At 35.6% G+C, this 24,323-nt stretch carries 22 protein-coding genes; 8 read left to right on the forward strand and 14 right to left on the reverse strand.

Annotation, left to right across the window (positions count from 1 at the left end; genetic code table 11):
• Positions 1–102: 102 nt before the first annotated feature.
• From B6A10_RS01840 to B6A10_RS01865, 6 genes are all read right to left on the reverse strand, one after another.
• Positions 103–981: a cell division protein FtsX gene (locus B6A10_RS01840; RefSeq protein WP_055094079.1), complete on the reverse strand. Its 879-nt coding sequence runs from the start codon at positions 979–981 to the stop codon at positions 103–105.
• A gap of 81 nt (positions 982–1,062) precedes the next feature.
• Positions 1,063–1,962, reverse strand: a complete 900-nt coding sequence (locus B6A10_RS01845) for an ABC transporter ATP-binding protein (protein WP_188219489.1) — start codon at positions 1,960–1,962, stop codon at positions 1,063–1,065.
• The gene (gene modB, locus B6A10_RS01850; RefSeq protein WP_188219490.1) at positions 1,959–2,636 is read right to left on the reverse strand and encodes a molybdate ABC transporter permease subunit; all 678 of its coding nucleotides are present in this window, start codon (positions 2,634–2,636) and stop codon (positions 1,959–1,961) included. Before modB ends, B6A10_RS01845 begins: the two co-directional genes overlap by 4 nt.
• Entirely contained in the window at positions 2,629–3,033 is a 405-nt protein-coding gene (locus B6A10_RS01855) for a TOBE domain-containing protein (RefSeq protein WP_188219491.1), read from the reverse strand. Before B6A10_RS01855 ends, modB begins: the two co-directional genes overlap by 8 nt.
• 8 nt (positions 3,034–3,041) lie before the next feature.
• Entirely contained in the window at positions 3,042–3,797 is a 756-nt protein-coding gene (gene modA / locus B6A10_RS01860) for a molybdate ABC transporter substrate-binding protein (RefSeq protein ID WP_188219492.1), read from the reverse strand.
• Between the two features lie 6 nt (positions 3,798–3,803).
• Complete coding sequence (locus B6A10_RS01865) at positions 3,804–5,183, reverse strand: alginate export family protein (protein ID WP_188219493.1); 1,380 nt, start codon at positions 5,181–5,183, stop codon at positions 3,804–3,806.
• Between the two features lie 196 nt (positions 5,184–5,379).
• Between B6A10_RS01865 and leuS the strand changes: the two genes are divergently transcribed.
• Positions 5,380–8,289 carry a leucine--tRNA ligase gene (gene leuS, locus B6A10_RS01870; protein ID WP_188219494.1) on the forward strand — a complete coding sequence of 970 codons (2,910 nt, stop codon included), beginning with the start codon at positions 5,380–5,382 and terminating at the stop codon, positions 8,287–8,289.
• Between the two features lie 251 nt (positions 8,290–8,540).
• Positions 8,541–9,230, forward strand: a complete 690-nt coding sequence (locus B6A10_RS01875; RefSeq protein WP_055094092.1) for a zinc metallopeptidase — start codon at positions 8,541–8,543, stop codon at positions 9,228–9,230.
• A gap of 151 nt (positions 9,231–9,381) precedes the next feature.
• Here the strand turns inward: B6A10_RS01875 and B6A10_RS01880 are convergent, their stop codons facing one another.
• The 3 genes from B6A10_RS01880 to B6A10_RS01890 form a co-directional block, all read right to left on the reverse strand.
• On the reverse strand, positions 9,382–9,735 hold the full coding sequence (locus tag B6A10_RS01880) for a hypothetical protein (protein ID WP_188219495.1): 354 nt from the start codon (positions 9,733–9,735) through the stop codon (positions 9,382–9,384).
• A gap of 138 nt (positions 9,736–9,873) precedes the next feature.
• Complete coding sequence (locus B6A10_RS01885) at positions 9,874–10,623, reverse strand: uroporphyrinogen-III synthase (protein ID WP_026715419.1); 750 nt, start codon at positions 10,621–10,623, stop codon at positions 9,874–9,876.
• A gap of 13 nt (positions 10,624–10,636) precedes the next feature.
• On the reverse strand, positions 10,637–11,308 hold the full coding sequence (locus B6A10_RS01890; protein ID WP_188219496.1) for a DUF4271 domain-containing protein: 672 nt from the start codon (positions 11,306–11,308) through the stop codon (positions 10,637–10,639).
• 104 nt (positions 11,309–11,412) lie between these two features.
• Here B6A10_RS01890 and B6A10_RS01895 point away from each other — a divergent pair, with 104 nt between their 5' ends.
• Genes B6A10_RS01895 through B6A10_RS01905 form a run of 3 tightly spaced genes read left to right on the forward strand, consistent with a single transcriptional unit; the run spans position 11,413 to position 14,053 of the window.
• Positions 11,413–12,138 carry a polyprenol monophosphomannose synthase gene (locus tag B6A10_RS01895; RefSeq protein WP_026715421.1) on the forward strand — a complete coding sequence of 242 codons (726 nt, stop codon included), beginning with the start codon at positions 11,413–11,415 and terminating at the stop codon, positions 12,136–12,138.
• A 10-nt stretch (positions 12,139–12,148) separates the two neighbouring features.
• Positions 12,149–13,489, forward strand: coding sequence for a dihydroorotase (locus B6A10_RS01900; RefSeq protein ID WP_188219497.1), 1,341 nt, complete (start codon positions 12,149–12,151; stop codon positions 13,487–13,489).
• Positions 13,490–13,492: 3 nt separating this feature from the next.
• Entirely contained in the window at positions 13,493–14,053 is a 561-nt protein-coding gene (locus tag B6A10_RS01905; RefSeq protein ID WP_055094100.1) for a DUF4296 domain-containing protein, read from the forward strand.
• Here B6A10_RS01905 and B6A10_RS01910 read toward each other — a convergent pair.
• Positions 14,046–15,041 carry an NAD-dependent epimerase/dehydratase family protein gene (locus tag B6A10_RS01910; protein ID WP_188219498.1) on the reverse strand — a complete coding sequence of 332 codons (996 nt, stop codon included), beginning with the start codon at positions 15,039–15,041 and terminating at the stop codon, positions 14,046–14,048. The two genes, B6A10_RS01905 and B6A10_RS01910, sit on opposite strands and share 8 nt — an antisense overlap.
• A gap of 166 nt (positions 15,042–15,207) precedes the next feature.
• Between B6A10_RS01910 and tyrS the strand changes: the two genes are divergently transcribed.
• A complete protein-coding gene (tyrS, locus tag B6A10_RS01915) occupies positions 15,208–16,500 on the forward strand; it encodes a tyrosine--tRNA ligase (RefSeq protein WP_188219499.1) in 1,293 nt (430 codons plus the stop codon).
• Between the two features lie 53 nt (positions 16,501–16,553).
• On the opposite strand, the gene B6A10_RS01920 is transcribed toward tyrS, so the two are convergent.
• The 4 genes from B6A10_RS01920 to B6A10_RS01935 form a co-directional block, all read right to left on the reverse strand.
• Entirely contained in the window at positions 16,554–17,534 is a 981-nt protein-coding gene (locus B6A10_RS01920; RefSeq protein ID WP_188219500.1) for a LuxE/PaaK family acyltransferase, read from the reverse strand.
• A 98-nt stretch (positions 17,535–17,632) separates the two neighbouring features.
• The gene (locus B6A10_RS01925; RefSeq protein WP_055094105.1) at positions 17,633–17,974 is read right to left on the reverse strand and encodes a T9SS type A sorting domain-containing protein; all 342 of its coding nucleotides are present in this window, start codon (positions 17,972–17,974) and stop codon (positions 17,633–17,635) included.
• Positions 17,975–18,079: 105 nt separating this feature from the next.
• Positions 18,080–19,195, reverse strand: a complete 1,116-nt coding sequence (locus B6A10_RS01930) for a hypothetical protein (protein ID WP_188219501.1) — start codon at positions 19,193–19,195, stop codon at positions 18,080–18,082.
• A gap of 213 nt (positions 19,196–19,408) precedes the next feature.
• Positions 19,409–22,162 carry a TonB-dependent receptor gene (locus tag B6A10_RS01935; RefSeq protein WP_188219502.1) on the reverse strand — a complete coding sequence of 918 codons (2,754 nt, stop codon included), beginning with the start codon at positions 22,160–22,162 and terminating at the stop codon, positions 19,409–19,411.
• A 178-nt stretch (positions 22,163–22,340) separates the two neighbouring features.
• Here B6A10_RS01935 and B6A10_RS01940 point away from each other — a divergent pair, with 178 nt between their 5' ends.
• Together B6A10_RS01940 and B6A10_RS01945 are read left to right on the forward strand one after the other, a co-directional pair.
• The gene (locus B6A10_RS01940) at positions 22,341–23,027 is read left to right on the forward strand and encodes a response regulator transcription factor (protein ID WP_026715429.1); all 687 of its coding nucleotides are present in this window, start codon (positions 22,341–22,343) and stop codon (positions 23,025–23,027) included.
• Positions 23,028–23,069: 42 nt separating this feature from the next.
• Complete coding sequence (locus B6A10_RS01945; RefSeq protein ID WP_188219503.1) at positions 23,070–24,194, forward strand: sensor histidine kinase; 1,125 nt, start codon at positions 23,070–23,072, stop codon at positions 24,192–24,194.
• Positions 24,195–24,323 lie beyond the last annotated feature (129 nt).

Genomic DNA, 24,323 nt, shown 5'->3' on the forward strand with positions numbered 1-24,323 from the left:
ACGAGGAACGAAGCAATCTCATTCCAGTTTTTTTAAGTTATTATTTTTTTGATGAATCACTGATCACTAATCCCGATAGCTATCGAGACTGACCACTGATTACTAATACAAATCGTCTGTTCTTAAATTAAGGAAACGTTGGGTAGCAAAATGAGTGCTTAACCAGGTAATTAATGCTCCAAATCCAAAAACGCCGGCAAAAATCAGGATGATGTATACTTTATCTTCCAGAATTCCCAATTCCGGAAAATTAGTTTGAATGTAGGATAAAAGTCCAATTAAGGCTAAAATAGCCAAAGCGGCTCCCAGCATTCCTAATTTTACACTTCGCATGACAAATGGTTTTCGGATAAACGATTTGGTTGCGCCTACCATTTGCATGGTTTTGATGATAAATCGGTTGGAATAAATGGACAAACGCAACGAGCTGTTAATTAGTAAAACGGCAATAAAAGTTAAAAATCCGCTGATTATTAAAATCCACATGCTGACTTTTTTGATGTTGTCGTTAACCATGTTTACCAATTGTTTGTCGTACACAATATCCGAAATCATGGGGTTGTTTGTGCGCAACTGACGTTCAATTTTAGCTACAGAGTCTTTTTCTACATAAGCCGCTTTGATGTGAATGTCAAAAGAGTTTTGCAAAGGATTTTCGCCAAGGAAAGTCAGGAAATCTTCCCCGATAATATCTGTATGTTGTTTTGCAGCCTCTTCTTTGCTTACATATACAATGCTTTTAGCATAAGCTGCTTTTTTTAATTCGGTGCCAAAACCTTTTAAAATTGTATCATTGGCCTCGTTTTTAAAGAAAACCGTCATGGCGATTTTTTCCTTAAAATTGTCAGCTAATCTTTTAGAATTGACAATAAAAAGACCTAAGATTCCGAGTAAAAATAAAACCAGAGAAATACTCAGAACTACCGAAAAATAAGAGGAAATTAACCTGCGTTTTTGAAACTTATCAAATGAAGAACTCATAGTTTACTTTAATTATGGGGTAAAAATAATAAACAATTTCTTTATATGAAGCTAATAACGTTCAAAGTTTCAATTTTCGTGTTATAAATCCCGACTTTTAGGAACAGAATCTATTTTTGTAAGAATAGGGTTGAAAGCTTTGGAAGCAATCAGCACTTTATTACCAATGTTTAAATCCTGAATTTCTTCGTCCATCGCAATGATTTTGACAATGTTATTCCCAATTAAAACCACTACGATGTTGATGAAATTTTCTTTTTCAATTTTGAGAATTTCGCCCACAAACTGAAATTTTCCACTTGCCAGACGACTCGAAAAAACTTCGTCCGGACTACCATTTTTGCTGATAATACCGTTTTCAAGAACAATTACTTTGTCGGACATTTTATAAATTTCGGCAATATCATGACTGACTAAAATAGTGGTAAGCTGGTATTTTCGATGTGCCTGAAGAATATAATCCTGCAATTTTATACGCATTTCCTGATCTACGGCAGATAAGGGTTCGTCAAGCAATAAAATTTTTGGGCGACGCACTAAGGCTCTGGCCAGAGCGACTCTTTGTTTTTGTCCGCCGGAGAGTTGTGCCGGTTTTTGATGTTGCAAATGCTGCAATTCCATTAGTGCTAATAATTCCTCGACAATGGATTTGTCCTGTCCTTTTTCGAGGGCATAATTTAGATTTTCGCGAACGCTCATATTGGGAAATAAAGCGTAATCCTGAAAAACATAAGCAATGTTGCGTTTTTGCGGAGGAAGTTGGTTTTTTTTATTGGTATCCAGCCAGTTTTCGTTATTTACTGTGATGATACCTTTATCAGCCTGAGTCAATCCGGAAATCATGCGCAAAGTAGTTGTTTTCCCCGAACCCGACGCGCCATACAAAGTCACAAATTCATTTTCCCTGATTTCAAAATCAAGGTTCAAAAGCATTTCTCCTGTAGCCGATTGGAGTTTTTTCTGAATTTGAATGACAATCATTGTAAAGGAGATGTTTTAGAAAAACGATGGTTAATGGTGTAAACGCATAAAAGTACCACAAAGGCAAAAGCAAATAAAATTCCGGCATACACATTGGCATTGTGGTAATTCATCGCCTGCACTTCGTCATAAATAGCGATGGAAACGACTTTAGTTTCTGACGGAATACTGCCGCCTACCATTAAAACCACGCCAAATTCGCCAATAGTATGTGCAAAAGTGAGTACAATTCCGGTAAGTATGCTTTTTTTAATATTTGGAATTAAAACTTTAAAAAGGGTTTCGGTTTTGCTTTTTCCTAATAAAAAAGAAGCTTCCATCAAGGACGGAGAAAGCAATTTGAATCCGTTTTGAATAGGATGTACCATAAAAGGGAGGCTATACAAAACCGAGGCAACCACTAATCCGGAAAAGGTAAAAACCAGTCGGAGGTCAAAATATTGGTCGAGAAATTTCCCAAAAGTATTTTCAGGACTAAAAGCCAGTAACAAATAAAATCCTAGAACCGAAGGCGGTAAAACAAGCGGTAAACTCACCACAGCTTCCGGAATTGCTTTTAGTTTCCATTTGCTGAAAGCTAACCAATAAGCTAACGGTAAGCCAATACACAACAAAATCAGCGTGGTGCAAAAGGCCAGTTGTAAGGTGAGATATATGGGTTGCAAATCAATCATGGGCGGCTAAACTTATTTCGTTCGTTTTTATCATCGCAATAATTGGGTCATTTAGTTGAATATTGAGTTGGTCAAAAGCATTTCGGGTAATGACCGAAGTAATTTTGCTGTTTTGAAATTGCAGTGTGATTTTGCAAAGCAAATTGCCTTTTTCAAAAGAAATGACGCTGCAATCCAGTTTATTTTGAAGGCTGATTATTCCTGAAAAATCTTTAGCCAGAACTACTTCAGTTTCTTTGAAAATAATAGTTGCCGGATTATCGATTTTAAGGTATTCCGAATGTTCGGCGGTGTCAATTACAATAGACGTTATCGGGCAATTTTGAACCCATATTTTAACTAAAGACAAACTGCCTTCGGTTTTAATTTCGGATATTTTGCCTTTTAAGATGTTCATTTAGAAAATTATTTTTGAGAATAACCAAAATACTTCAAAATCGTTTTGGCTTTTGCTGACGAAATATACTCATAAAATCGCTTTGCTGCTGCATTTTCTTTACCGTGTTTTAGAATAACACAGCCTTGTTGCAGTGCTGCGTGGCTTTTTTGCGGAATGATATAATATTTTTCACCTTCTTTTTTCATAGCTGGTGACAACACATCCGATAAGGCAAGAATGCCAATATCGGCTGCGCCAAATGCGGTGAACTGTGCTGCCTGAGCAATATTTTCGCCGTAAACCAACTTTGGTTTTAGTTTATCGTATAGTTTGTAATATTTCATGCTTTCCACTGCTTTGGTTCCGTAAGGTGCGGTTTTAGGATTGGCAATGGCAATTTTTTTGATTTTGGAATCCAAAAGTGCGTTCATTTTTTGAATACGCGGATCGATTTTTTTACTCCAAATGGCGATGTTTCCAATGGCATACATTTTCACTTTTGAAATAGCAAAATGCGTTTCTTTCAATTTTGTTGGGTAATTCATATCGGCGGAGAAAAAAAGATCAAAAGGGGCACCGTTAGCAATTTGTTCATAGAATTTCCCCGAGGAGCCATAGGAAATTTGAATGTTATCGGCCGGATTTTGCTGTTGGTAAATTTTTACGATAGAATCCATCGCCGATTTTAAATTGGCAGCAACCACCACAGTCGCTTTGTTTTGTCCCCAAAAAGCAAAATTGTTCAACAGCAATAAAAGTAAAAAGACGTTTGAATTTTTCATGAGTTGTTATTTTTTGAAATGAAACAATTCCGGTTTGAAAGTAATCATCAGATAACTCCACATCGGGGTTAACGCGCTATTTCCGCCTTTGAGTGTTTCCATGCTTTTTTCGGCAGTCATATAGGAAAATCCAAAATCAATCATCGTAAAGCCATTGCATTTGTAATGCAACGACAAATCGTTTTCAAAACCTAAATACGAATTGATGTTTTGATTCAAATTGTTATTGACTTTATTGGCTAAGTAAAACAAATGAAAATCGGAACGCAGACTTATTTTTTGGTTTACATCATAAGTGAAAAATAAATACGGATTAACCAATCCGCCATTTTTTACATCAGTTGGAAAAGAAGTAAAATAATCCATGTTTCCCATAAATTTCCAGGCTACACCGTAAAGTGGTACAAAGGATTTGGAAATTTCGCTTGCTTTGTCGGCATTGTCGCCACTCATGATTTCTGCTCCAAAACGTGTCGTTAATTGGTTTGTTTTCAATTGGATTTCCGGTTGGAAATAATAAGCCGAAATCCGGTTTCCACTTTGTAATTGACCGAATTGATAGTATCCGCTTAGAGTTAAATATAGATTTCCTTTTTCAAAATCCAGTCGTCCGCCTGAAGTTGCACGGGTATACAGCGTGTTGCTGCTGGTTTTGCTTTGATAACTATCAGCAGCATTTATTGTTGTCAGACTGAAATTTTTATTCAGTTTCGCTTTTAGATAATGAATATTTAAGAGTTTGTAATTGCTAAAAGTTGTTGGCGAAAAATCAGTATCAAAAATCCGCTCGGAAGTTTGATTGAAAGAAGTAAAAAATTCCGAATGAATTTTTTTATTGCTGTAAATCAAATTGATTCCATCATGTGCTCTCGCTGCCTGACTCCAGTTAGCTGCTGAGAAAATTCTGCCGTTATCTAATTCTACTTTTTGACGACCTAATTTTATGGAGAAATTTTTCAAAATACCTACTTCAGCAAAAGCTTCAAAAACATTTAAAGAACCCGAAGTGGAAGTTTGTCCGTATTGTCCCCAAACCCGAATATCCTGAATGGAAGTGTGAAATTTAAACTGATTTTGACTGAAATCAATATTCAAACGGCTGCGTTGCGACGTAAAAAAAGCGGCTTTACTATCGTCGGTTCTCAATTGTTTGTAACCGTTTCGGTATTCTGTTCTGGGTCTGAATTCCAAACCAATGGCAAATTCTTTGTTTTCCGGAGCTGTTTTTTGGGAATTGGTCATCAGAGTTTCTAATGAATCAGCTTCTTTTTGCGTAATCAGTTTCTTTTGCAATAACAGATGTGTCAACGTTTTGGCGTCCTGAGCCATTATTTTTTCGAACGACAAAAAAGAAAGTAAACAAAAGAATATTAGGGTTTGTTTCATGAAAAATCTTTAGATGAAGTTATTAGTTGTTTTGCAAAAATACGTATTATTACTTAGTAAACACGGCCAGGTCGTTTTATTTCTTGTTTTCTGAAAATAACTTTGGTGCAATCTACAATAAACGTAAATTTGCCAACTGAAAATCAACAGATAAAATCTTATAAACTTTGCAACTTTGCAACTTTGAAACTTTATAATGAAATACAATCCGAACGAAATCGAAGCCAAATGGCAACAATACTGGGCTGACAATAAAACTTTTGCAGCCAAAAATGATTCAGACCAACCGAAACATTATGTTTTAGATATGTTTCCTTATCCTTCGGGAGCAGGACTGCACGTAGGGCATCCGCTGGGATACATTGCTTCGGATGTGTATTCGCGTTTTAAGCGTCACCAAGGGTATAATGTGTTGCACCCAATGGGTTACGATAGTTTTGGATTGCCGGCGGAGCAATATGCGATTCAAACGGGGCAACGTCCGGAAGATACCACCCGTGTGAACATTGACGGAGGTGTGGATAAAGAAGGGAATCAAATTGCGGGTTACAGAAAGCAATTGGATAAAATTGGATTTTCATTTGATTGGGACAGAGAAGTGCGTACTTCCAACCCCGATTATTACAAGCATACGCAATGGATTTTTATCCAGTTGTTCAATTCCTGGTACAATAAAACGACGGATAAAGCAGAAGATATTTCGACTTTGGTTGCCCTTTTCGAGGAAGAAGGGAATACTAATGTAGATGCTGTATGTGATGATAACATTGCTGCATTTTCGGCTGATGAATGGAACGCTTTCGCAAAAGATATTCAGGAGAAAATATTGTTACAATACCGTTTGACTTATTTGGCAGAAACCGAAGTAAACTGGTGTCCGGGATTGGGAACGGTTTTGGCGAATGACGAAATCGTAAACGGCGTTTCGGAACGTGGTGGATTTCCGGTAGTTCGTAAAAAAATGACGCAATGGAGTATGCGTATTTCGGCTTATGCAGAGCGTTTGTTGCAAGGTTTGGATACTATTGACTGGAGTGAATCTATCAAAGAAAGCCAAAGAAATTGGATCGGAAAATCGGTTGGTGCGATGGTAAAGTTTAAAGTCCTTAGTCCAGAGTCCTTAGTCCAGAGTAAAACTGAGGACTTAGGACTAGGTACTAACGACTCTTTTATCGAAGTTTTTACTACAAGACCTGATACTATTTTCGGTGTTACGTTTATGACATTGGCACCGGAACACGAATTGGTTGCCCAAATTACAACTGCGGAACAAAAAGCAGAAGTAGAAGCTTATATCGAAAAAACAGCAAAACGTTCGGAACGTGAGCGTATGGCGGATGTAAAAACCATTTCAGGAGTATTTACAGGAGCTTATGCCGAACATCCGTTTACAAAAGAAGCCATTCCGGTTTGGATTGGAGATTATGTGTTGGCGGGTTACGGAACAGGTGCGGTTATGGCGGTACCTTGCGGTGACGAAAGAGATTATGCTTTTGCTAATTTCTTCAAAGGTCAAAACGGAATGCCTGAGATTAAAAATATTGTTGACAAAGATATTTCGGAAGGGGCGTATGGCGGGAAGGAAGGATTCCAACTAGTGAATTCGGATTTCTTGAACGGCATGGGTTACAAAGACGGAACTCAAAAAGTAATTGCCGAATTAGAGAAAATCAATCAGGGTTATGGGAAAATCAATTACCGTTTGCGTGATGCGGTTTTCTCCCGTCAAAGATATTGGGGAGAACCATTCCCGGTATATTATGTAAATGGTCTTCCAAAAATGATTGATGCGCAACATTTGCCAATTATCTTGCCGGAAGTAGAAAAATATTTACCAACAGAAGATGGTTTGCCTCCATTAGGAAACGCTGCTGTTTGGGCTTGGGATATTGAAAAGTTGTCGGTTGTGAGTTGTGAGTTGATAGATAATGTGACTGTTTTTCCTTTAGAATTAAACACCATGCCGGGCTGGGCGGGAAGTTCATGGTACTGGATGCGTTATATGGATGCAGCTAATGAAAAGGATTTTGCTTCTGCTGAAGTCTTGAAATATTGGGAATCAGTGGATTTATACATTGGCGGAAGCGAGCATGCTACCGGTCACTTGTTGTATTCGCGTTTTTGGAACAAATTCTTAAAAGACAAAGGTTTTGCACCTACCGAAGAACCATTCAAAAAACTCATTAATCAGGGAATGATTTTAGGAACGAGTGCTTTGGTTTACAGAATTGAAGGGACTAATACTTTTATTTCTAAAAATAAAATCAACGGGGAAAAGGTGCAAGCTATCCATGCAGATGTAAATATTGTAAATGCTTCTGATGAATTGGATGTTGAAAAATTCAAAGCTTGGAGAGAGGATTATGCTGACGCTGAATTTATTTTAGACGAAAACGGAAAATACATTGTAGGTCGCGAAGTAGAAAAAATGTCGAAATCCAAATATAATGTGGTGACTCCGGATGCCATTTGTGCGGAATACGGTGCCGATACCTTGCGTTTATACGAAATGTTCTTAGGACCATTAGAGCAAGCCAAACCTTGGAATACGGCTGGTATTTCGGGTGTTTTTGGATTCCTTAAAAAATTATGGCGTTTGTATTTTGATGACAATGGTTTGATTGTAAATAACGACGAACCAACCAAAGACAACTTAAAATCATTGCACAAAACCATCAAGAAAGTAACAGAAGATATCGAGAACTTCTCTTTCAATACTTCGGTTTCTCAATTTATGATTTGTGTAAACGAATTGTCAACTCAAAATTGTCATTCCCGTGCCATTTTAGAACCGTTGGCTATTGTGATTTCGCCTTATGCTCCTCACATCGCTGAGGAATTGTGGTCGTTGTTAGGAAATACAGAATCGATTTCAACTGTTCCTTTCCCAGTTTTTGAAGAAAAACATTTAGTAGAATCAGAGAAAGAATATCCGGTATCTTTTAACGGAAAAATGCGTTTTACAATCACATTGCCATTGGATTTAACCAAGGAACAAATTGAGGAAATCGTGATGAAAGACGAAAGAACTCAAAAACAATTAGACGGCAGAACGCCAAATAAAGTGATTATTGTTCCGGGGAAAATTATTAACTTGGTGGGGTAATTTCAATTCCAATATCAATCCCGAAGTTTCGGGACAATGGCAATTTCAATCGTCAATGATTAAATAGATAAAATTCCAAATTCCAATAACAAAACGTTAATTGGGATTTGGAATTTTTGTTTTTGATATTTCTTATTGCCATTGCCATTGAAATTGTATTTTTTTTAACAGCTGTCAAATTGGCATTTTTGTAATTTGGTTTAGAATTTGCGGATTCTATTTAAAATTTGAAACTAAAAATATAAACAGATATGGGAAGTGGTTATTTAATTCTGGCTGGAGCTATTATGCTGTTCAGCTGGTTAGTAAGTTCAAGATTAAAGAGTAAGTTTGAGCATTATTCGCAATTGCATTTGCAAAACAACATGAGTGGTGCTGAGATTGCTACTAAAATGCTTCACGACAACGGCATTTATGATGTGAAAGTGATTTCGACTCCGGGACAATTAACGGATCATTATAATCCGGTTGATAAAACAGTAAATCTGAGTGAATCTGTGTATAATCAGCGTAATGCGGCTGCGGCTGCGGTAGCGGCACACGAATGCGGTCATGCTGTACAACATGCCCGTGGTTACGAGTGGCTGACGATGCGTTCTAAATTAGTGCCTTTTGTTAATGTGGCTTCGTCTTTTATGCAATGGATTTTATTGGCGGGGATTTTGTTGTTGAAAACCTTTCCGGGCTTGTTGCTTTTTGGAATCATTTTGTTTGCTACAACTACCTTATTTTCGATTATAACTTTACCAGTAGAATATGATGCCAGTAATCGTGCTTTGGCCTGGTTAAAAACTAAAAACATGTTGAATCCTGCCGAATATGCAGGAGCAGAAGATTCGTTAAAATGGGCTGCAAGAACGTATGTGGTAGCGGCTTTGGGATCCATTGCGACCTTGTTGTATTATCTTTCTATTTATTTAGGAGGAAGTAGGAGAGAGTAAAATTTCAATTTCAATGAAAATGTTTTTGTAAAGATTGATTTAGTTGTATTCGATAATAATAAAAAATCCAAAATTCCAATTAACGTTTTGTTGTTGAATTTTGGATTTTTTATTGTTATTGACCATTGCAATTGTCATTGCTATTGTTACTTTATTCAGGCATGTTTTGTTTTTGCCAGTTCACTAAAACAGCTACCTGATCTTCTGTTAATGACGGTTTTTTGTTTACCGGAGGCATAAACTTACGATTGTCCTGAGGTAAAGTTACTCTTTCCAGTATAGCGCCGATGTGTGTTTTGACCTGTTCGTAATTCTCAAATGGTTCTTTTCTTCCTTGTGGCGGCATGTGGCAAGGTGTACAATTAGTAGTAATGATAGGTTTTACATCGTTAGTGTAAGTAATTTTTTTAACATCAACATAATCTTTGTTTTTTTTGGCCGAACTACAATTGCTAAGTACAGCTGCTAAAGGAAGCATCAATGCAATAATCTTGAATTTGTTCATAAATTTAATATTAAAGTTGGTTTTGTTTTTAAGACCTTAAAAAAGGATTTGGGTTTAATTTGATTTTAAAATTAATTGGATAACCGGAATAAAAAAAGCCGCGAGTTTCGCGGCTTAAATATATGTAAAAGGAAGCTGTTATTTAGCTTTATTCACTTCATTAATGTATTTTTCCAAAGCCATTGTCATCGATGGGGTTCCCGGAGCAGGAGCCATGATGTCTACTCTTAAACCGTGATCCAGAGCTTCTTTTTGAGTTGTTGGTCCAAAAACAGCAATTCTAGTGTTATTTTGTTTGAAATCAGGGAAGTTTTTGTATAAAGATTTGATTCCGGTTGGACTAAAGAAAGCCAAAACATCATAGTAAACATCGGCTAAATCAGATAAGTCACTCATTACTGTTCTGTAAAAAGTAGCCTGAGTCCAGTCTACTTTTAAGTTGTTTAAAGTTTGTGGCGCGTCTGCATTTAATTGGTCGGAAGCCGGTAATAAGAATTTCTCGTCTTTGTATTTTTTAATCAAAGGCGCCATGTCGGCAAAATCTTTTGCACCCACATATATTTTACGTTTTCTGTACACCACATATTTCTGTAAGTAGAAAGCAATAGCTTCTGACTGACAAAAATATTTTAAGCCTTCCGGAACTTTAAAACGCATTTCTTCGGCAACCCTGAAAAAATGATCCACAGCATTTCTACTGGTTAAAATAATAGCAGAAAAATTGTTGAGATCAATTTTTTGAAGTCTAATTTCTTTCGCACTAACGCCTTCTATGTGAATAAAAGGGCGGAAATCAATTTTGATTTTGTGTTTTTGTTGGAGTTCAAAGTAAGGTGAGTTCTCTACTTTAGGCTCTGGTTGCGATACCAAAATTGTTTTCACTTTCATATTTTAACATTTACTAAGCGCTCCCTTTTGTAAACAAATAATACATGAAAAAATAGGGAGCTATTTCGAGAGTGCAAAGATACAAAATAAAATAAAACAACTTACCGAATATTACATTTTGATATTTTTTTATCGAAAGTGCATAAGTCAGTATGCTAAGTCCCAGAATTATTGCAATGATAGTAATTGGAATATGTTGGGAAACAGTGTTGTGGTAAAATAAAATGATGTTTATCGGTAAAATTATAATTCCGATATAGGTTCTGTAAGTTATTTTTTGGAGGTTAAATTGCTCCATAAATTCCTCAATATTGAAGGTGGTGGCAATTATTTTTTCGACTAAAAATTTTGATAAAATAAAAAAGATCAAAAAAGTGATAATTTGGATGTAGAGCAACCAGTCGGTTTTAGAGGCGTAGCCAAATATATTTAGCGAAATTTGAATAAAAAAAGCGAATGAGATGACCTGTACAAAGAATAAAGAAATGGTAAAGCTGCTTTTGAGCTGGCTGCTGTCGCGATAGACTTTGGAATATTTATCGGAGAAAATTAAATTGATAAAATCGCCAAAACGGGTTTCGTTAAATGATTTTGTAATGGCAATGATAGCAAAGGCTAAAACGAACAAAGCAGTTGCCCAGTCTTTGTTTTCGGTAATTCTCGGATGTAGGAGATATTCAGTCATAGTGGAGCAAAATTAGTAAAATTTTGAATCAATATTTTTATTATAGTATTATTATGATTCAAATGCCATAAAAAGGTTATTTTTGCGGTGAAATTTCCAGAAATATGAATAATTGCATAGTTATAATTCCAACCTATAACGAAATTGAAAATGTAGAAAGTATCATCAGAGCGGTGCTTTCGCAGCACAAACAGTTTCATGTGCTTATAGTGGATGATAATTCTCCTGATCACACGGCTGATAAGGTTCGGTTATTGCAAACCGAATTTGAAGGGCGTTTATTTTTGGAAAACCGAAAAGAAAAATCGGGTTTAGGAACGGCTTATGTACATGGTTTTAAATGGGCTTTGGCTCATAATTATGAATTTATTTTTGAAATGGATGCCGATTTTTCACACAATCCGAATGATTTAGAAAAATTGTACAATGCCTGTCATTTTGGTGATGCTGATTTGGCTATCGGTTCGCGTTATGTGACGGGAGTGAATGTGGTGAACTGGCCGTTGAACAGGGTGTTGTTGTCTTATTTCGCTTCGGTTTATGTGCGAATGATTACCGGAATGCAAATTCATGATGCCACCGCCGGATTTGTGTGTTACAAACGCGAAGTTTTGGAAAAAATAAATCTCGACAAAATTAAGTTTGTGGGTTATGCGTTCCAGATAGAAATGAAATACCGCACTTTTAGTAATAATTTTAAAATTACCGAAGTGCCTATTATTTTTACTGACCGAACCAAAGGTCAGTCTAAAATGAGCAATTCGATTATTGTGGAAGCGGTTTTTGGAGTGGTTGCACTTCGATTAAAAAAATTAGTAAATAGATTATAATAAAATAACAATGAACAGGGTTTTAATTAAGAATGCTAAAATAGTAAATGAAGGAGTAATTTTTGAAGGCGATGTTTTGATTGAAAATGACATAATTGTTGAAATTTCAGAAAGCATTAGTGCCAAAACCTCAGATTGTAAAATTATAGATGCCGAAGGGAATTTTTTGATTCCGGGGGCAATTGACGATCAGGTTCATTTTAGAGAACCGGGTTTAACGCATAAAGGCGATATTGAGTCGGAATCCAGAGCTGCAGTTGCGGGTGGAATTACTTCGTATATCGAACAGCCTAATACGGTTCCAAATGCGGTTACACAGGAGATTTTAGAAGAAAAGTACCAAATTGCTGCCGAGAAATCCTATGCGAATTATTCGTTTATGATGGGGGCTACCAATGATAATTTGGAAGAGGTTTTAAAAACCAATCCGAAGAATGTAGCGGGAATTAAAATATTTTTAGGTTCTTCTACCGGAAATATGTTGGTGGATAATCAGGCTACTTTGGAAAAAATATTCTCAAGTACGCCGATGTTAATTGCTGTTCACTGTGAAGACGAAGCAACAATTAAAGCCAATTCAGAGAAATATAAAGCCGAATATGGTGAGGATGTTCCGGTAACCGTACATCATTTGATAAGAAGCGAGGAAGCTTGTTATTTGTCTTCTTCTAAAGCAATTGAACTGGCTAAGAAAACCGGAGCAAGATTGCATATTTTCCATCTTTCTACGGCTAAGGAAATGGATTTGTTTACCAACAAAATTCCATTGGAAGAGAAGAAAATTACCGCTGAGGTTTGCGTGCATCATTTGTGGTTTACCAATGAGGATTATGCAACCAAAGGAAATTTTATCAAATGGAATCCGGCGGTGAAAACGGCTAAAGACAGAGATGCTTTGTGGAAAGCTTTGAATGATGACCGTATTGATGTGATTGCTACCGATCATGCGCCACATACTTTGGAAGAGAAAAAACAATCGTATTTAAAAGCACCTTCGGGAGGACCATTGGTGCAACACGCTGTGGTAGCTATGTTTGAAGCTTATCATCAGGGAAAAATTACGGTGGAGAAAATTGTGGAGAAAATGTGCCACAATCCGGCTAAGATTTTCAAGATTGAAAAACGCGGATTTATCAAAGAAGGTTATTATGCCGACTTGGTAATCGTAAACGCAGGCTTGCCTTGGGGTGTAAAGAAAGAAAATATTTTTGCTAAATGCGGATGGTCTCCGTTTGAGGGTTATACCTTTAAATCCAGAGTTACGCATACTTTTGTAAATGGTCAGTTAGTGTACAATGCTTTTAAAGTAAAAGACGTTCGTGCCGGAAAAAGACTTTTATTTGACAGATAATCCATGAAAAAAACGGTTTTACTTTTGGTAACAATATTGTTGTTTTTTGGCTGCAAGGACGAAGCAGTTAAAAAACCAGAACGCCTTATAGATAAAGATGTTATGGAAAATATCATTTACGATTTGGCAATTATTGATGCTATAAAATATAGTGAACCGGCTACGACTGAAAAATATAAAGTCAATCCAAAAGAGTTTGTTTTTAGAAAATACAAAGTAGATAGTGCTCAATTTGCGCAAAGCAATATTTATTATGCTTCTGATTTTGAAAGTTATAAATCGATGTATGATAGCGTAATCAAGCGTATGGATCGAAAGAAAACGTTTTTGGATTCTTTGGTAAAAAAAGAAGTGAAGAAAGATTCTTTGATTCAGTTGAAAAAGAAGCGTTTGGATTCTATCAGCAATGCTAAAAAAGTAGCTAAGGCTAAGAAAGATTCTTTGCAAAAAGTAAAGAAAAAAGATTCGTTACTTTTGTTAAAAAAGAAAACCACTGCTGCAAAGAAAAATTTGTTGCAACAAAAGAAATCTTTGGTTATTAAAAACGGAAACGTTGTTAATTAACGGGCTGGAAATTTTCTTTGATGTATTGGTGCACATCAGTAAAAGAAGTTTGTAAAGCGGTTTTGATTTTTTGATTTGAAAATTCTTTGGTATTGCTGGCAGCTATCAGAGTGTCTTTGGAAAAATTGTTTGTTTTTCGGGAAAATAAACTGCTTAACCAATGAATAAATAAATTGATTTTTAACATATAAGGCTTGGCTTCAATGTCAGGCCTTTTTACTTTTAGCGTGTCGGCAATGGTGTTAAAAATGTCTTTGAAAACGATGTTTTGACCAATGAGAATAAAACGTTCGTTGCAAATGGAACTTTCCATGAGAGTAATCATTATTCGCACCACATCGTTTACGGTAACAAAAGCCGTTTTACCATTGGTGTAAAATCGTAAACCATTGGCAATTTTTTGAAACAATTGCCCGCTGCCCTGATCTTCAAATCCCGGTCCGATAATGACTCCCGGATTTACAATAATTACTTTTAAGCCTTCCTGTTGTCCACGCCAAATTTCCATTTCGGCTCCGTATTTAGAAATGGCATAATCGTTATGGTATTTTTCCGGATTCCATTCGCTTTCTTCGGTAATAATGGTTTCGTTAGCTGCTAAGTCGCCTAAAGCGGCCGTTGAACTTACATAACAAAGTTTGTTAATTCCTTTAGCCAGACAAAAATTAACCACATTAGCCGTGCCTTCGATGTTGTTTTTTCGAAGTTTATTTTCGTCTTTTGGATCAAATGAAATGAAGGCGGCGCAGTGGTATACTTGGGTGATATTTACAAAAGCATGCTCTAAAGAAGGAATGTCGAGAATATCGCCCTGAACCCATTCGACAGCATCAAATAAGGAAACTTTATGATAATGTTGAAACAGTGATTTGGTTTTTTGAATGCCTTTTTCATTTCGGTAAATAGCACGGACTTTTGCTCCATTTTCTATCAAATGAAGTAATAAATGTGCGCCTACTAAACCTGTTCCTCCGGTAACTAATATCATATATTGCAAATGTAGTAATTTATCAATTTTATAATATAACAATTAGCATTTTAGATATTTTTTTCAAATTGATACATTTTCGAATTTTCAAATTGTGTAATTAAAGTTATCTTTGCGCGCACGAAGCCTGAACGGCCGAATTGACGAAAGTAAATTGAATAAAAAGATGAAAAACTTTATTGAAGAAGTAACATGGAGAGGCATGCTTCACGATGTTATGCCAGGTACCGAAGAGCACCTGATGGAACAAATGCGTGTGGCTTATGTGGGGATTGACCCAACTGCCGATTCCTTACATATAGGACATTTAGTAGGAGTGATGTTGTTGAAACATTTTCAAATAGCGGGACACAAACCTTTGGCTTTAGTAGGTGGAGCCACCGGAATGATTGGTGATCCGTCCGGAAAATCAAACGAAAGAAATTTATTAGACGAAGCTACTTTGCGTCACAATCAGGAATCGATTAAGGAACAATTAGGTCGTTTCTTAGATTTTACTTCTGATGCACCCAATGCGGCTGAATTAGTAAATAACTACGACTGGATGAAAAACTTTTCCTTCTTGGATTTCATTCGTGATGTAGGGAAACATATTACGGTAAATTACATGATGGCTAAGGATTCGGTTAAGAAACGTTTGTCTTCTGAATCTGCCGAAGGAATGTCTTTTACGGAGTTTACTTATCAATTGGTTCAGGGGTATGACTTTTTGCATTTGTACAAAGACAAAAAATGTACTTTGCAAATGGGAGGTAGCGACCAATGGGGAAATATCACTACGGGAACCGAATTGGTTCGTAGAATTGAATCCGGAAAGGCCTATGCTTTGACTTGTCCTTTAATCACTAAAGCGGATGGAACTAAGTTTGGTAAATCCGAAGGTGGAAATATCTGGCTGGATGCAGCGAGAACTTCGCCGTATAAATTTTACCAATATTGGTTAAATACATCTGATATTGATGCGGAGAAATACATCAAAATTTTTACTTTTTTATCAAAAGAGGAAATCGAAGATTTGACTGAAAAACACAGAGAAGCACCGCATTTACGTTTGTTGCAGAAAAAATTAGCTGAAGAAATTACCGTTATGGTTCACTCGGCTGAAGATTTAGAAAATGCGATTAAAGCTTCCAATATTTTGTTTGGAAATTCAACTGCAGACGATTTGAAACAATTAAACGAAAAAACTTTCTTAGAAGTTTTTGACGGAGTTCCGCAAGCTGAAATTGCTCGTGCTGAAATTGAAGCAGGAATTGATATTGTTACTGTTTTAAATGAAAAAACAGGATTTATGAAATCGAATGGTGAGGCAAGACGTGCTTTGACTGCTAATTCTATTTCAGTAAACAGAGAAAAAGTAAAAGAAGATTTTGTGCTTTCAAACAATGATTTAATCAATAACCAATTTGTGTTGTTGCAAAGCGGAAAGAAAAATTATTTTGTGGTGAGAGTGGTTTAACTGTTTAATTGTTGATTCGGTTAATCGATTCAACAAATCAACGATTACACATTTTAAACCACCATTAAATTACAGCCTCGAATATCTGAATTATCAAAACGTCCCAATACCTCGAAAGAGTTGTTGGGATATTTTTTGCCTAAATCCTGCGTAGAAATAAACGAACAGGAATTGATGTTGGCCAAATCAATCACGTTGATTCCGCCTGTTTTTCCTTGAGAAACATACGAAAGCGCATCTTCGGTATCACGGATTAAAATTTGCATCCAGGCAGGACATTCAAAAATTCCGTCACCCAGAGAATAAGCCTGCGAAAGCAATTCGGTCATTCCGTATTCAGAATGGATAGAAGGAACGCCAAAACCTTCGCAAAGTTGTAGGTGTAGCTCTTCGCGAATCATCTCTTTGCGTTTGCCTTTCATTCCTCCGGTTTCCATGATAATGGTGTTTTGGAGCTGGAATTTTTGCTTTTCAATTAAGTCGAGTAAAGCATAGGTTACGCCAATCAGAATTACGTTTTGTCCGGATTCGTCAAGTTCGATTAATTTTTTAATCAAATCATCGTGATTGTGCAGGTAAAAACCACTTTCGGGATGATTGGAAAGTTTTATCAAATCTTCAACCATATAAATTAAGGAAGAACCTTCTCTTTCTAAATAGGATGGAAGCAAAGCCAGGACCACATAGTTTTCAATATTACCATAAAATTCTGAAAAGCCTTTTTGGTAACTTTCCTCATAAAGACTTACGTCGGTTACTAAGTGTTTGCTCGTAATCGTTCCGGTAGTTCCGCTGCTGGTAAAAGTCGTTTGAACCGGATGAGTATTCGAAACTACATTATGACTTTTGAAAAACTGAATGGGTAAAAACGGAATTTGTTGGAGTGATTTTACCTTTTGAACATCGGTTTTTAAAAAGTTACAAAATTCCTGATATACTAAGTTGTGCTCATATTGATAACGGAATACTTTTAAAGCGATTTTTTCAAACTGCTTTTGGTTGGAAATCGTAAATATATCTGTAGTTGTAACCAAGAATTTTTTTTTGCAAAGGTATAAATTTATTCACTTTTTGAAGGCAATAAAAAAAGCTTCAATTTTTAGTTGAAGCTTTTAGTTTATAGTTTTACAAATTATCGTATGATGAGTTTGCGTGTGGCTGTAGCGTTGTCTTCGTTTATCTTGATGATGTAAACACCTGGAAAAAGGTTAGACACGTTCAGTTGTTCTCTGGAACTGAGTCGGGTTTGAAGTACTTGTTTTCCCAAAAGGTCAAAAATGATAATTTCTTTGTCACCATCATTTTTGGTTGAAATGGTTACTTTACCAGTATTAACGGGATTTGGGTACAAATTCAAACCCTCAATTACAGAGGGGGCGTTTGGGTTTTGTAGCTGCTTGCTTTCCTGAGCTTTTAAGCTTAGGGAGCAGAAAAAAACCATTAAAAGAATACTATACAAGTAGTTTTTTTTCATTAGCCTGATTTTGATTAGTAAATATACGAAAAAAATCAAATAGTATGCCAAAAAAAATACCTTCCTAATTTTAGGAAGGCATTTTTAATTAAGATGTAGTATCTCTTAGTTGTTGAAGTAGTTTGTCCAAGCAAAAGCTGAAGTATTTGCACCAGTTTGATTTGTAACATAAGTAGGGATAGTGTTAGTTGCTGTTACAAAGTTAATACCGTTAACTTTGAAATCTCCGGCTGCTATTCTGGCTGCAATTCCGGTACCAGAGTTAATTTTAGCAAAATCAGCAGGCATATCACTATGAACATATAAGTTAGTGTAAGTTTGGATACCACCACCTTCTTTAAAGTTAATTGCTTTTTCAGAAGCTGTAAATTTAGCATCAGCACCTTTGTAGATTGAGATATTGTTAATTTTAGCGTTAGTCATTGGTTCTTTGATGTCGTTAGCAGCATTGTTAGAACCTTCAACTCCAGCAGCAGTAACTCCTGAGATATAAACATTTGAAATGGTTCCTTGGTAACCATCAGCAAAGTCTAAAGAATCATCATAAGAGTTTACAATAAGAAGGTTTGAAGCATTTACTGCACCTCCAAAAAATTCGATACCATCATCACCGCTTTCAAATGCAAAGATGTTGTTAACTACTGTTCCACTACCTACTCCAAAGAATGAAACTCCATTATATTCTTTAGATGAGTCGAATTTTGAACCAGTATAAGCAATTTTTAAATAAGTAATAGATCCGGAATTGTCTGCGTTATTGTTACCTCCGTAAAGCAAGTTTCCTACTTCAGATGATCCGTTATCTCCGGTATTTACTTTTGCATCACCGCAAATGATTAATCCACCCCAATCCGATTGAGCAGGAGAAGCTTTGCCAGACGTCATCACAACTGGTTTCGTTGAAGTACCATTGATGTAAATTTTTGCACCTCTTTCAACAGCAACATAAATAGTTTTTGCTTTTTCAGAATCAGCAGTTGGGTCTGATTTGATAGTTGTTCCGGCAGGAATAATTAAAGTAGCTCCTGATTTTACTACTAAGCCACCAGTTAAGGTATAAGTTTCGTTAGCGTCTAATGTTACCGTTCCTTCTGTAATATTACCTTTTAAATCATTTACAACTACTTCAAATGAACTTGTTGTATCTGGAGTAGAATCATTACTACAGCTTGTAAAAATTATGCTTGCAACTGTTAAGATTGCTAAAATTGATTTTTTCATTTTTTTTAATTTTTGTTTTGTTGTTTATTATTAACACCGCAAAGTAAAGCAGTGATTGTTTTTCTTTAGTTAAGCAAGTATTACATTGTTGTTAAGTATTCTTATTGTTTTTTTAGTTTTAATAACATTGAATTTACATTGTTTGAAATGTTATAAATAAAAAGAGGCAGTCCGTTTATAATGGCTGCCTCTTGGGTTTTGAAAGTTAGGATCTTAGAATTTATAGTTGAGTGATAAACTTAAATTAGAACCAATTTTATAGGAGCTTGCAAGAACATCTGCTGTTTTAATAAGTGGAGCCTTGCTTTGTTCGCTAACTCTTCTGTAAGCTGGGTTTAAGATGTTTTTATAAGCCAATCCAATTTTTAAATTTTTAGTCAAATTAGATTTTACAATAAAATCTAATCGGTTAATAGCTTTGTCCACAAGGTTTCCTCTGTCTTGTGTTCCAATTACAGCCATTTTATCGGATACATAGGCGTAAGTTAAAGTAGCTGTAATGTCTCTGTCTTCTTTAAATTCTTTTGTAAAAGATAAATCAGCATTGGCCAGAAAATCAGAAGCACCTGAAAGTTTGGAGTTTTTAAAGGTAAAGTTGGCGCCAAATCCATTTTCAGTTACTACTTTAGTGTTGCTTAAGTCTTGATCCTGATACATATAAGAACCGTTAAAGCCAAAAGCCAATTTGTCTTTTAAATCATTATGTTCTATTTCAAAAATGTTTTTTCTGAATTCTACTTCAATTCCGGCTACCACTGCTTTGTCTCCGGTATTGGCATAAGTAATGTTTCCGGAAGAGGAGTTGGTGTACATTTCGTTAATTGGATTTTGGATTAATTTACCAAAAGCTGTTACTGAAACTAATTCATCTGAACTTGGGAATAATTCCCAACTTAAGTCGGCATTGTAATTTGTGGAAGCATATAATTTGTTGTTTCCTTCATAACTTTGACCAACTTCCTGGAAAAGAATTTTTACTTTTTCTTTGAATTGTGGTAAAGTGTAAGTGTTACTTGCCGCAAATTTTAAGTTTTGTTTATCGTTCAATTTATATTTTGCAATTACACTCGGAAGAAATTTTACCGGAGCATAAGTTCTTCCTGTTCCGTCCGGAGCATCTAAACTTACGTAAAATACATATTGCTCAATTTGTTCAAATCTACCTCCAAGGATAACCGATAATCTGTCGGTGAAATCATATTTGATATTTCCAAAAACAGCATGAATGTTTAAATGACCATTGTAATATTGTGCAAGTTTACTGGAACTGTCTCCATCCGATAAATCAAAGTAATTACTACTTAAGTATAAGTCCGTGTTGTTAAAACCTTCGATAGGAAAAATGGTTTTGTTTGTTTGTGGAAAAAAGGAATATTGTTGCGAATTGAAATCTACATTTTTCATTTTTCCGGAATAACCTAAGGTTGCTTTTCCTTTATAGTTGTCCTCTTTTTTAGCAAAATTATAACTAGCGGAAAGGTTAGCGGAAAGTTCGTTTTCAGTTAGTGTTTGAAAATACCTGTGGTTGTCAATACTGGCGTTTTTAAAGAAAGTGTAATTTGTTGATCCGTCTGAGGTAGGTACAAAAGTATTTTGCATACGATCCGGAATCGTGTTGTCAAGCATGCTGTATCCAATGGCCCAATTCGTATTCCATCGCTCATTAAGTTTGTGTTTACCTAATAATTGGTTTACAATTAACTGTGTTTTGTCAAAAGTTCCGCGTTTGATAAAACCAACAGGATCATTTCCGGGAAACTCAATGTATTTACCATCGTATTCGCTATAATCCTGTGATGTTGAGTTTAAAAACAAGGTAGTGAATAAGAGGGAGTTATTTGGGTTGATTTTGTAATTAGCGCTACCCATTACCGTAGTATTGGTGTTGTATTTATATGATTTTCTGTAAAAATCACTATTAGCTAAGCCTTGGGCTGTAATACTTGTTCTATAAACCCCTTCATTATATTTATTGTCATTGTCAAAGGAAGCGGTAATAAAGGTTCCAATGCTTCCATTTTCTCCTATATTGAATTTTTTTCCTCCTGATAAAGAAAAATTGTTGTTTAGTGTATATTTTCTTTCTTGTCTATCCCAACTTGTGGAGTAATTATAAGGTAGTAAAGGGTTGTTTGGAGCATTGATTTTGTTGAAGCCTAAATAAGACGGACCGTCCTGTAGGTAAAAATGATCTAATTTTAAAACATTAGTGTTTCCTCCAAGACCTAATCCTAATTCTACAAAAGGATTACCACTCATCTTTTTGGATACAATGTCAACATTGGCACCTGAAAAATCAGCATAATTTTGGGATTCAAAAGTTTTACTGATTCCAATGGATTCTACAATGTCAGTAGAGAATATATCTAAAAGGATATTTTTATTAGAAGGATTATTAGAAGGTAATGGCAAACCGTTTAAGGTTGTAACATTGTAACGATCTCCTAAACCTCTCACAAATACACTTCCTGAGCCTTCCTGTTTGGTAATACCACTAACTTTAGTTACTGCCGAAGCAACATCACTCACCCCTTTTCTGGATAATTCCTGAGCGCCAATTGCCTGTTTGATTTCCACTGCATTTTTTTGTTCTAATAATAAAGCCGTTTCTTTTTGTCTGTTTACCGTTGCAGTAACTACTACATCTTTAAGCGCATAAGCTCCCGAAGACAAGGCCTGATTCATTTCAATTTTAGCGCCGGCAGTAACTTTTACCGGAACATCTTTCGGTTCGTATCCTACAAATGAGAATTGTACTACATAGTTTCCGGGAGCAATACTAATCGTATATTTTCCATCTATGTCGGTAGTTGCATTTACTTTAGTTCCTTTTACATTAACATTGGCAAAGGGTAATGTTTCGTTGTTGGAATCTTTGTCTGTTATTACCCCTGAAATAGTACCTTTGGTTTGCGCAAAGCTTAGCGTAGTAATAAAAAGTGTTAGAATAAATAATCTAAGTTTCATGTTTTCTTTAAATTTTCTGCAAAGAAATGGTAGCTTTGTAAAGTTGATGTTAATCAGTTGTTACGATTATGTTGGTAAAATATTACTAAATTGTTATCTTTTTAAATTACGGTTAACAGGAGTTTTATGCTGTTTTTTTATTGTTACATTTACAACGCAAAAGAAAATTTGCTAGATTATGAAAAAGAAAAACACGAAGATTTTACTGGTAGATGACGAACCAGATATTTTAGAAATTGTAGGTTATAATTTGACTCAGGAAGGCTACCAAATTGTTACAGCTTCTAATGGAAAAGAAGCGATAGCTAAGGCTAAAAAAGAATTGCCTAACCTAATTATAATGGATGTAATGATGCCTGAAATGGACGGCATGGAAGCCTGTGAAAACATCCGGGCCATTCCTGAATTGAGCGATGTGATCATTACTTTTCTAACGGCAAGAAGTGAAGATTATTCTCAGGTGGCTGGGTTTGATGCCGGAGCCGATGATTATATTACGAAACCAATTAAGCCAAAGTTATTAGTAAGTAAAGTTAAAGCACTTTTGAGAAGATTAAAGGAAGAAGGTGCTCAGGACAGCGAAACGCTAAATGTAGGCGGAATCGAAATTAATCGTGAAGAATATAAGATTATCAAAGATGATGTAGAGATTGCTTTGCCTCGTAAAGAATTCGAATTGTTTTACCTTTTGGCTTCTAAACCAGGGAAGGTTTTTAAAAGAGATGAAATCTTAGATAAGGTTTGGGGGAACGAAGTGGTAGTAGGTGGAAGAACGATTGATGTTCACATTAGAAAACTTCGTGAAAAAATTGGCGATGATCTTTTTAAAACGATAAAAGGAGTAGGTTATAAATTTGAAGTATAATTATTGTTATTATCTTTGAAGTAACCTGATATAATTTTTTCAATGAAAATAAGTTTTAAAAAAACCTATAAGTTTGCCATAAAATCGGCATTTTACATCAGTCTTTTTTCTACTGCTTTTGTACTCGGTTTGGCAATGATAATTTTTAAAGTTGATCCTAAAAGTCTGTGGGTTTTTGGGATCATTTTTGTTTTTGCTATTTACCTCTTTTCTTTTTTGGTGTTGCAATATCGGGTAGAACGTTTTATTTACCGAAGGGTGAAAAAAATCTACGACGATGTTTCTTTGTTAGAATCCAGTACATTGATCAATCAACCCATAACTACCGACATGGAAACTTTGACCAGAGAGGTTAAAAAGTTTGCTACCGATAAAAAACTGGAAATCGAAATGCTACAGGTTCGTGAGGAATACCGAAGAGAATTTTTGGGAAATATTTCACACGAATTAAAAACACCTCTTTTTACCGTTCAGGGTTATATCTCTACGTTATTAGACGGAGCGATGGATGATAAAACCATTCGAAAAAAATATTTAAAACGAGCCGATAAAGGTGTCGAGCGTCTTATATATATAGTAGAAGATTTGGATATGATTACCAAATTAGAATCGGGAGATTTGAATTTGGAGATTACCGAATTTGATATTGTCGAATTGATTCGCAATGTTTTTGACTTATTGGAAATGAAAGCCGATAAAAAGAAAATTACATTAGCTTTCGAAAACGAATACATTCGTCCCAATTTTGTCAGAGCTGATAAAGACAGAATTCAGCAGGTAATTGAAAATTTAATTGTCAATTCTATTAAGTACGGAAAAAAAGGAGGTGTCACCGAAGTGGCTGTAGTGAATTTGACTAAAGAAAAAGTTTTGGTTCGCATCAGTGATGACGGTGAAGGAATTGAACAACAAAATATCCCGAGATTGTTTGAGCGGTTTTATCGCGTGAACAAAAGTGGTTCTCGTGCCGAAGGAGGTTCTGGTTTGGGGCTGGCAATTGTGAAACACATTATCGAAGCGCATAAAGAAAAAATCTATGTAGAGAGTGAATTTGGTATTGGATCAGAGTTTTCTTTTACCGTTGAAAAAGCAGGAGTAAAAGAAGAAAAAAAAGAACCTAAAAAAATAATAGATAAAGAGGAGGAAGACGAGGAAGAGGACGAATAATTTTAAAGACAATTTAATATCCTAATTTATAAAGAAGCCGTCTCAAAACATAATTTGAGGCGGTTTTTTCATTTCAGTCTATTTGGTTTGATTTTTACTTCTGCTGAAAAAAACTAAAATTGTCCTTAA

The sequence above is a fragment of the Flavobacterium pokkalii genome (genome assembly GCF_014596575.1).
GTDB lineage: Bacteria > Bacteroidota > Bacteroidia > Flavobacteriales > Flavobacteriaceae > Flavobacterium > Flavobacterium pokkalii.

Excerpts from the sequence above, each read along its gene's own strand:
- B6A10_RS01840 (WP_055094079.1), bottom strand. The coding sequence starts at position 981 with ATGAGTTCTTCATTTGATAAGTTTCAAAAACGCAGGTTAATTTCCTCT.
- B6A10_RS01845 (WP_188219489.1), bottom strand. The coding sequence starts at position 1,962 with ATGATTGTCATTCAAATTCAGAAAAAACTCCAATCGGCTACAGGAGAA.
- modB (WP_188219490.1), bottom strand. The coding sequence starts at position 2,636 with ATGATTGATTTGCAACCCATATATCTCACCTTACAACTGGCCTTTTGC.
- B6A10_RS01855 (WP_188219491.1), bottom strand. The coding sequence starts at position 3,033 with ATGAACATCTTAAAAGGCAAAATATCCGAAATTAAAACCGAAGGCAGT.
- modA (WP_188219492.1), bottom strand. The coding sequence starts at position 3,797 with ATGAAAAATTCAAACGTCTTTTTACTTTTATTGCTGTTGAACAATTTT.
- B6A10_RS01865 (WP_188219493.1), bottom strand. The coding sequence starts at position 5,183 with ATGAAACAAACCCTAATATTCTTTTGTTTACTTTCTTTTTTGTCGTTC.
- leuS (WP_188219494.1), top strand. The coding sequence starts at position 5,380 with ATGAAATACAATCCGAACGAAATCGAAGCCAAATGGCAACAATACTGG.
- B6A10_RS01875 (WP_055094092.1), top strand. The coding sequence starts at position 8,541 with ATGGGAAGTGGTTATTTAATTCTGGCTGGAGCTATTATGCTGTTCAGC.
- B6A10_RS01880 (WP_188219495.1), bottom strand. The coding sequence starts at position 9,735 with ATGAACAAATTCAAGATTATTGCATTGATGCTTCCTTTAGCAGCTGTA.
- B6A10_RS01885 (WP_026715419.1), bottom strand. The coding sequence starts at position 10,623 with ATGAAAGTGAAAACAATTTTGGTATCGCAACCAGAGCCTAAAGTAGAG.
- B6A10_RS01890 (WP_188219496.1), bottom strand. The coding sequence starts at position 11,308 with ATGACTGAATATCTCCTACATCCGAGAATTACCGAAAACAAAGACTGG.
- B6A10_RS01895 (WP_026715421.1), top strand. The coding sequence starts at position 11,413 with ATGAATAATTGCATAGTTATAATTCCAACCTATAACGAAATTGAAAAT.
- B6A10_RS01900 (WP_188219497.1), top strand. The coding sequence starts at position 12,149 with ATGAACAGGGTTTTAATTAAGAATGCTAAAATAGTAAATGAAGGAGTA.
- B6A10_RS01905 (WP_055094100.1), top strand. The coding sequence starts at position 13,493 with ATGAAAAAAACGGTTTTACTTTTGGTAACAATATTGTTGTTTTTTGGC.
- B6A10_RS01910 (WP_188219498.1), bottom strand. The coding sequence starts at position 15,041 with ATGATATTAGTTACCGGAGGAACAGGTTTAGTAGGCGCACATTTATTA.
- tyrS (WP_188219499.1), top strand. The coding sequence starts at position 15,208 with ATGAAAAACTTTATTGAAGAAGTAACATGGAGAGGCATGCTTCACGAT.
- B6A10_RS01925 (WP_055094105.1), bottom strand. The coding sequence starts at position 17,974 with ATGAAAAAAAACTACTTGTATAGTATTCTTTTAATGGTTTTTTTCTGC.
- B6A10_RS01930 (WP_188219501.1), bottom strand. The coding sequence starts at position 19,195 with ATGAAAAAATCAATTTTAGCAATCTTAACAGTTGCAAGCATAATTTTT.
- B6A10_RS01935 (WP_188219502.1), bottom strand. The coding sequence starts at position 22,162 with ATGAAACTTAGATTATTTATTCTAACACTTTTTATTACTACGCTAAGC.
- B6A10_RS01940 (WP_026715429.1), top strand. The coding sequence starts at position 22,341 with ATGAAAAAGAAAAACACGAAGATTTTACTGGTAGATGACGAACCAGAT.
- B6A10_RS01945 (WP_188219503.1), top strand. The coding sequence starts at position 23,070 with ATGAAAATAAGTTTTAAAAAAACCTATAAGTTTGCCATAAAATCGGCA.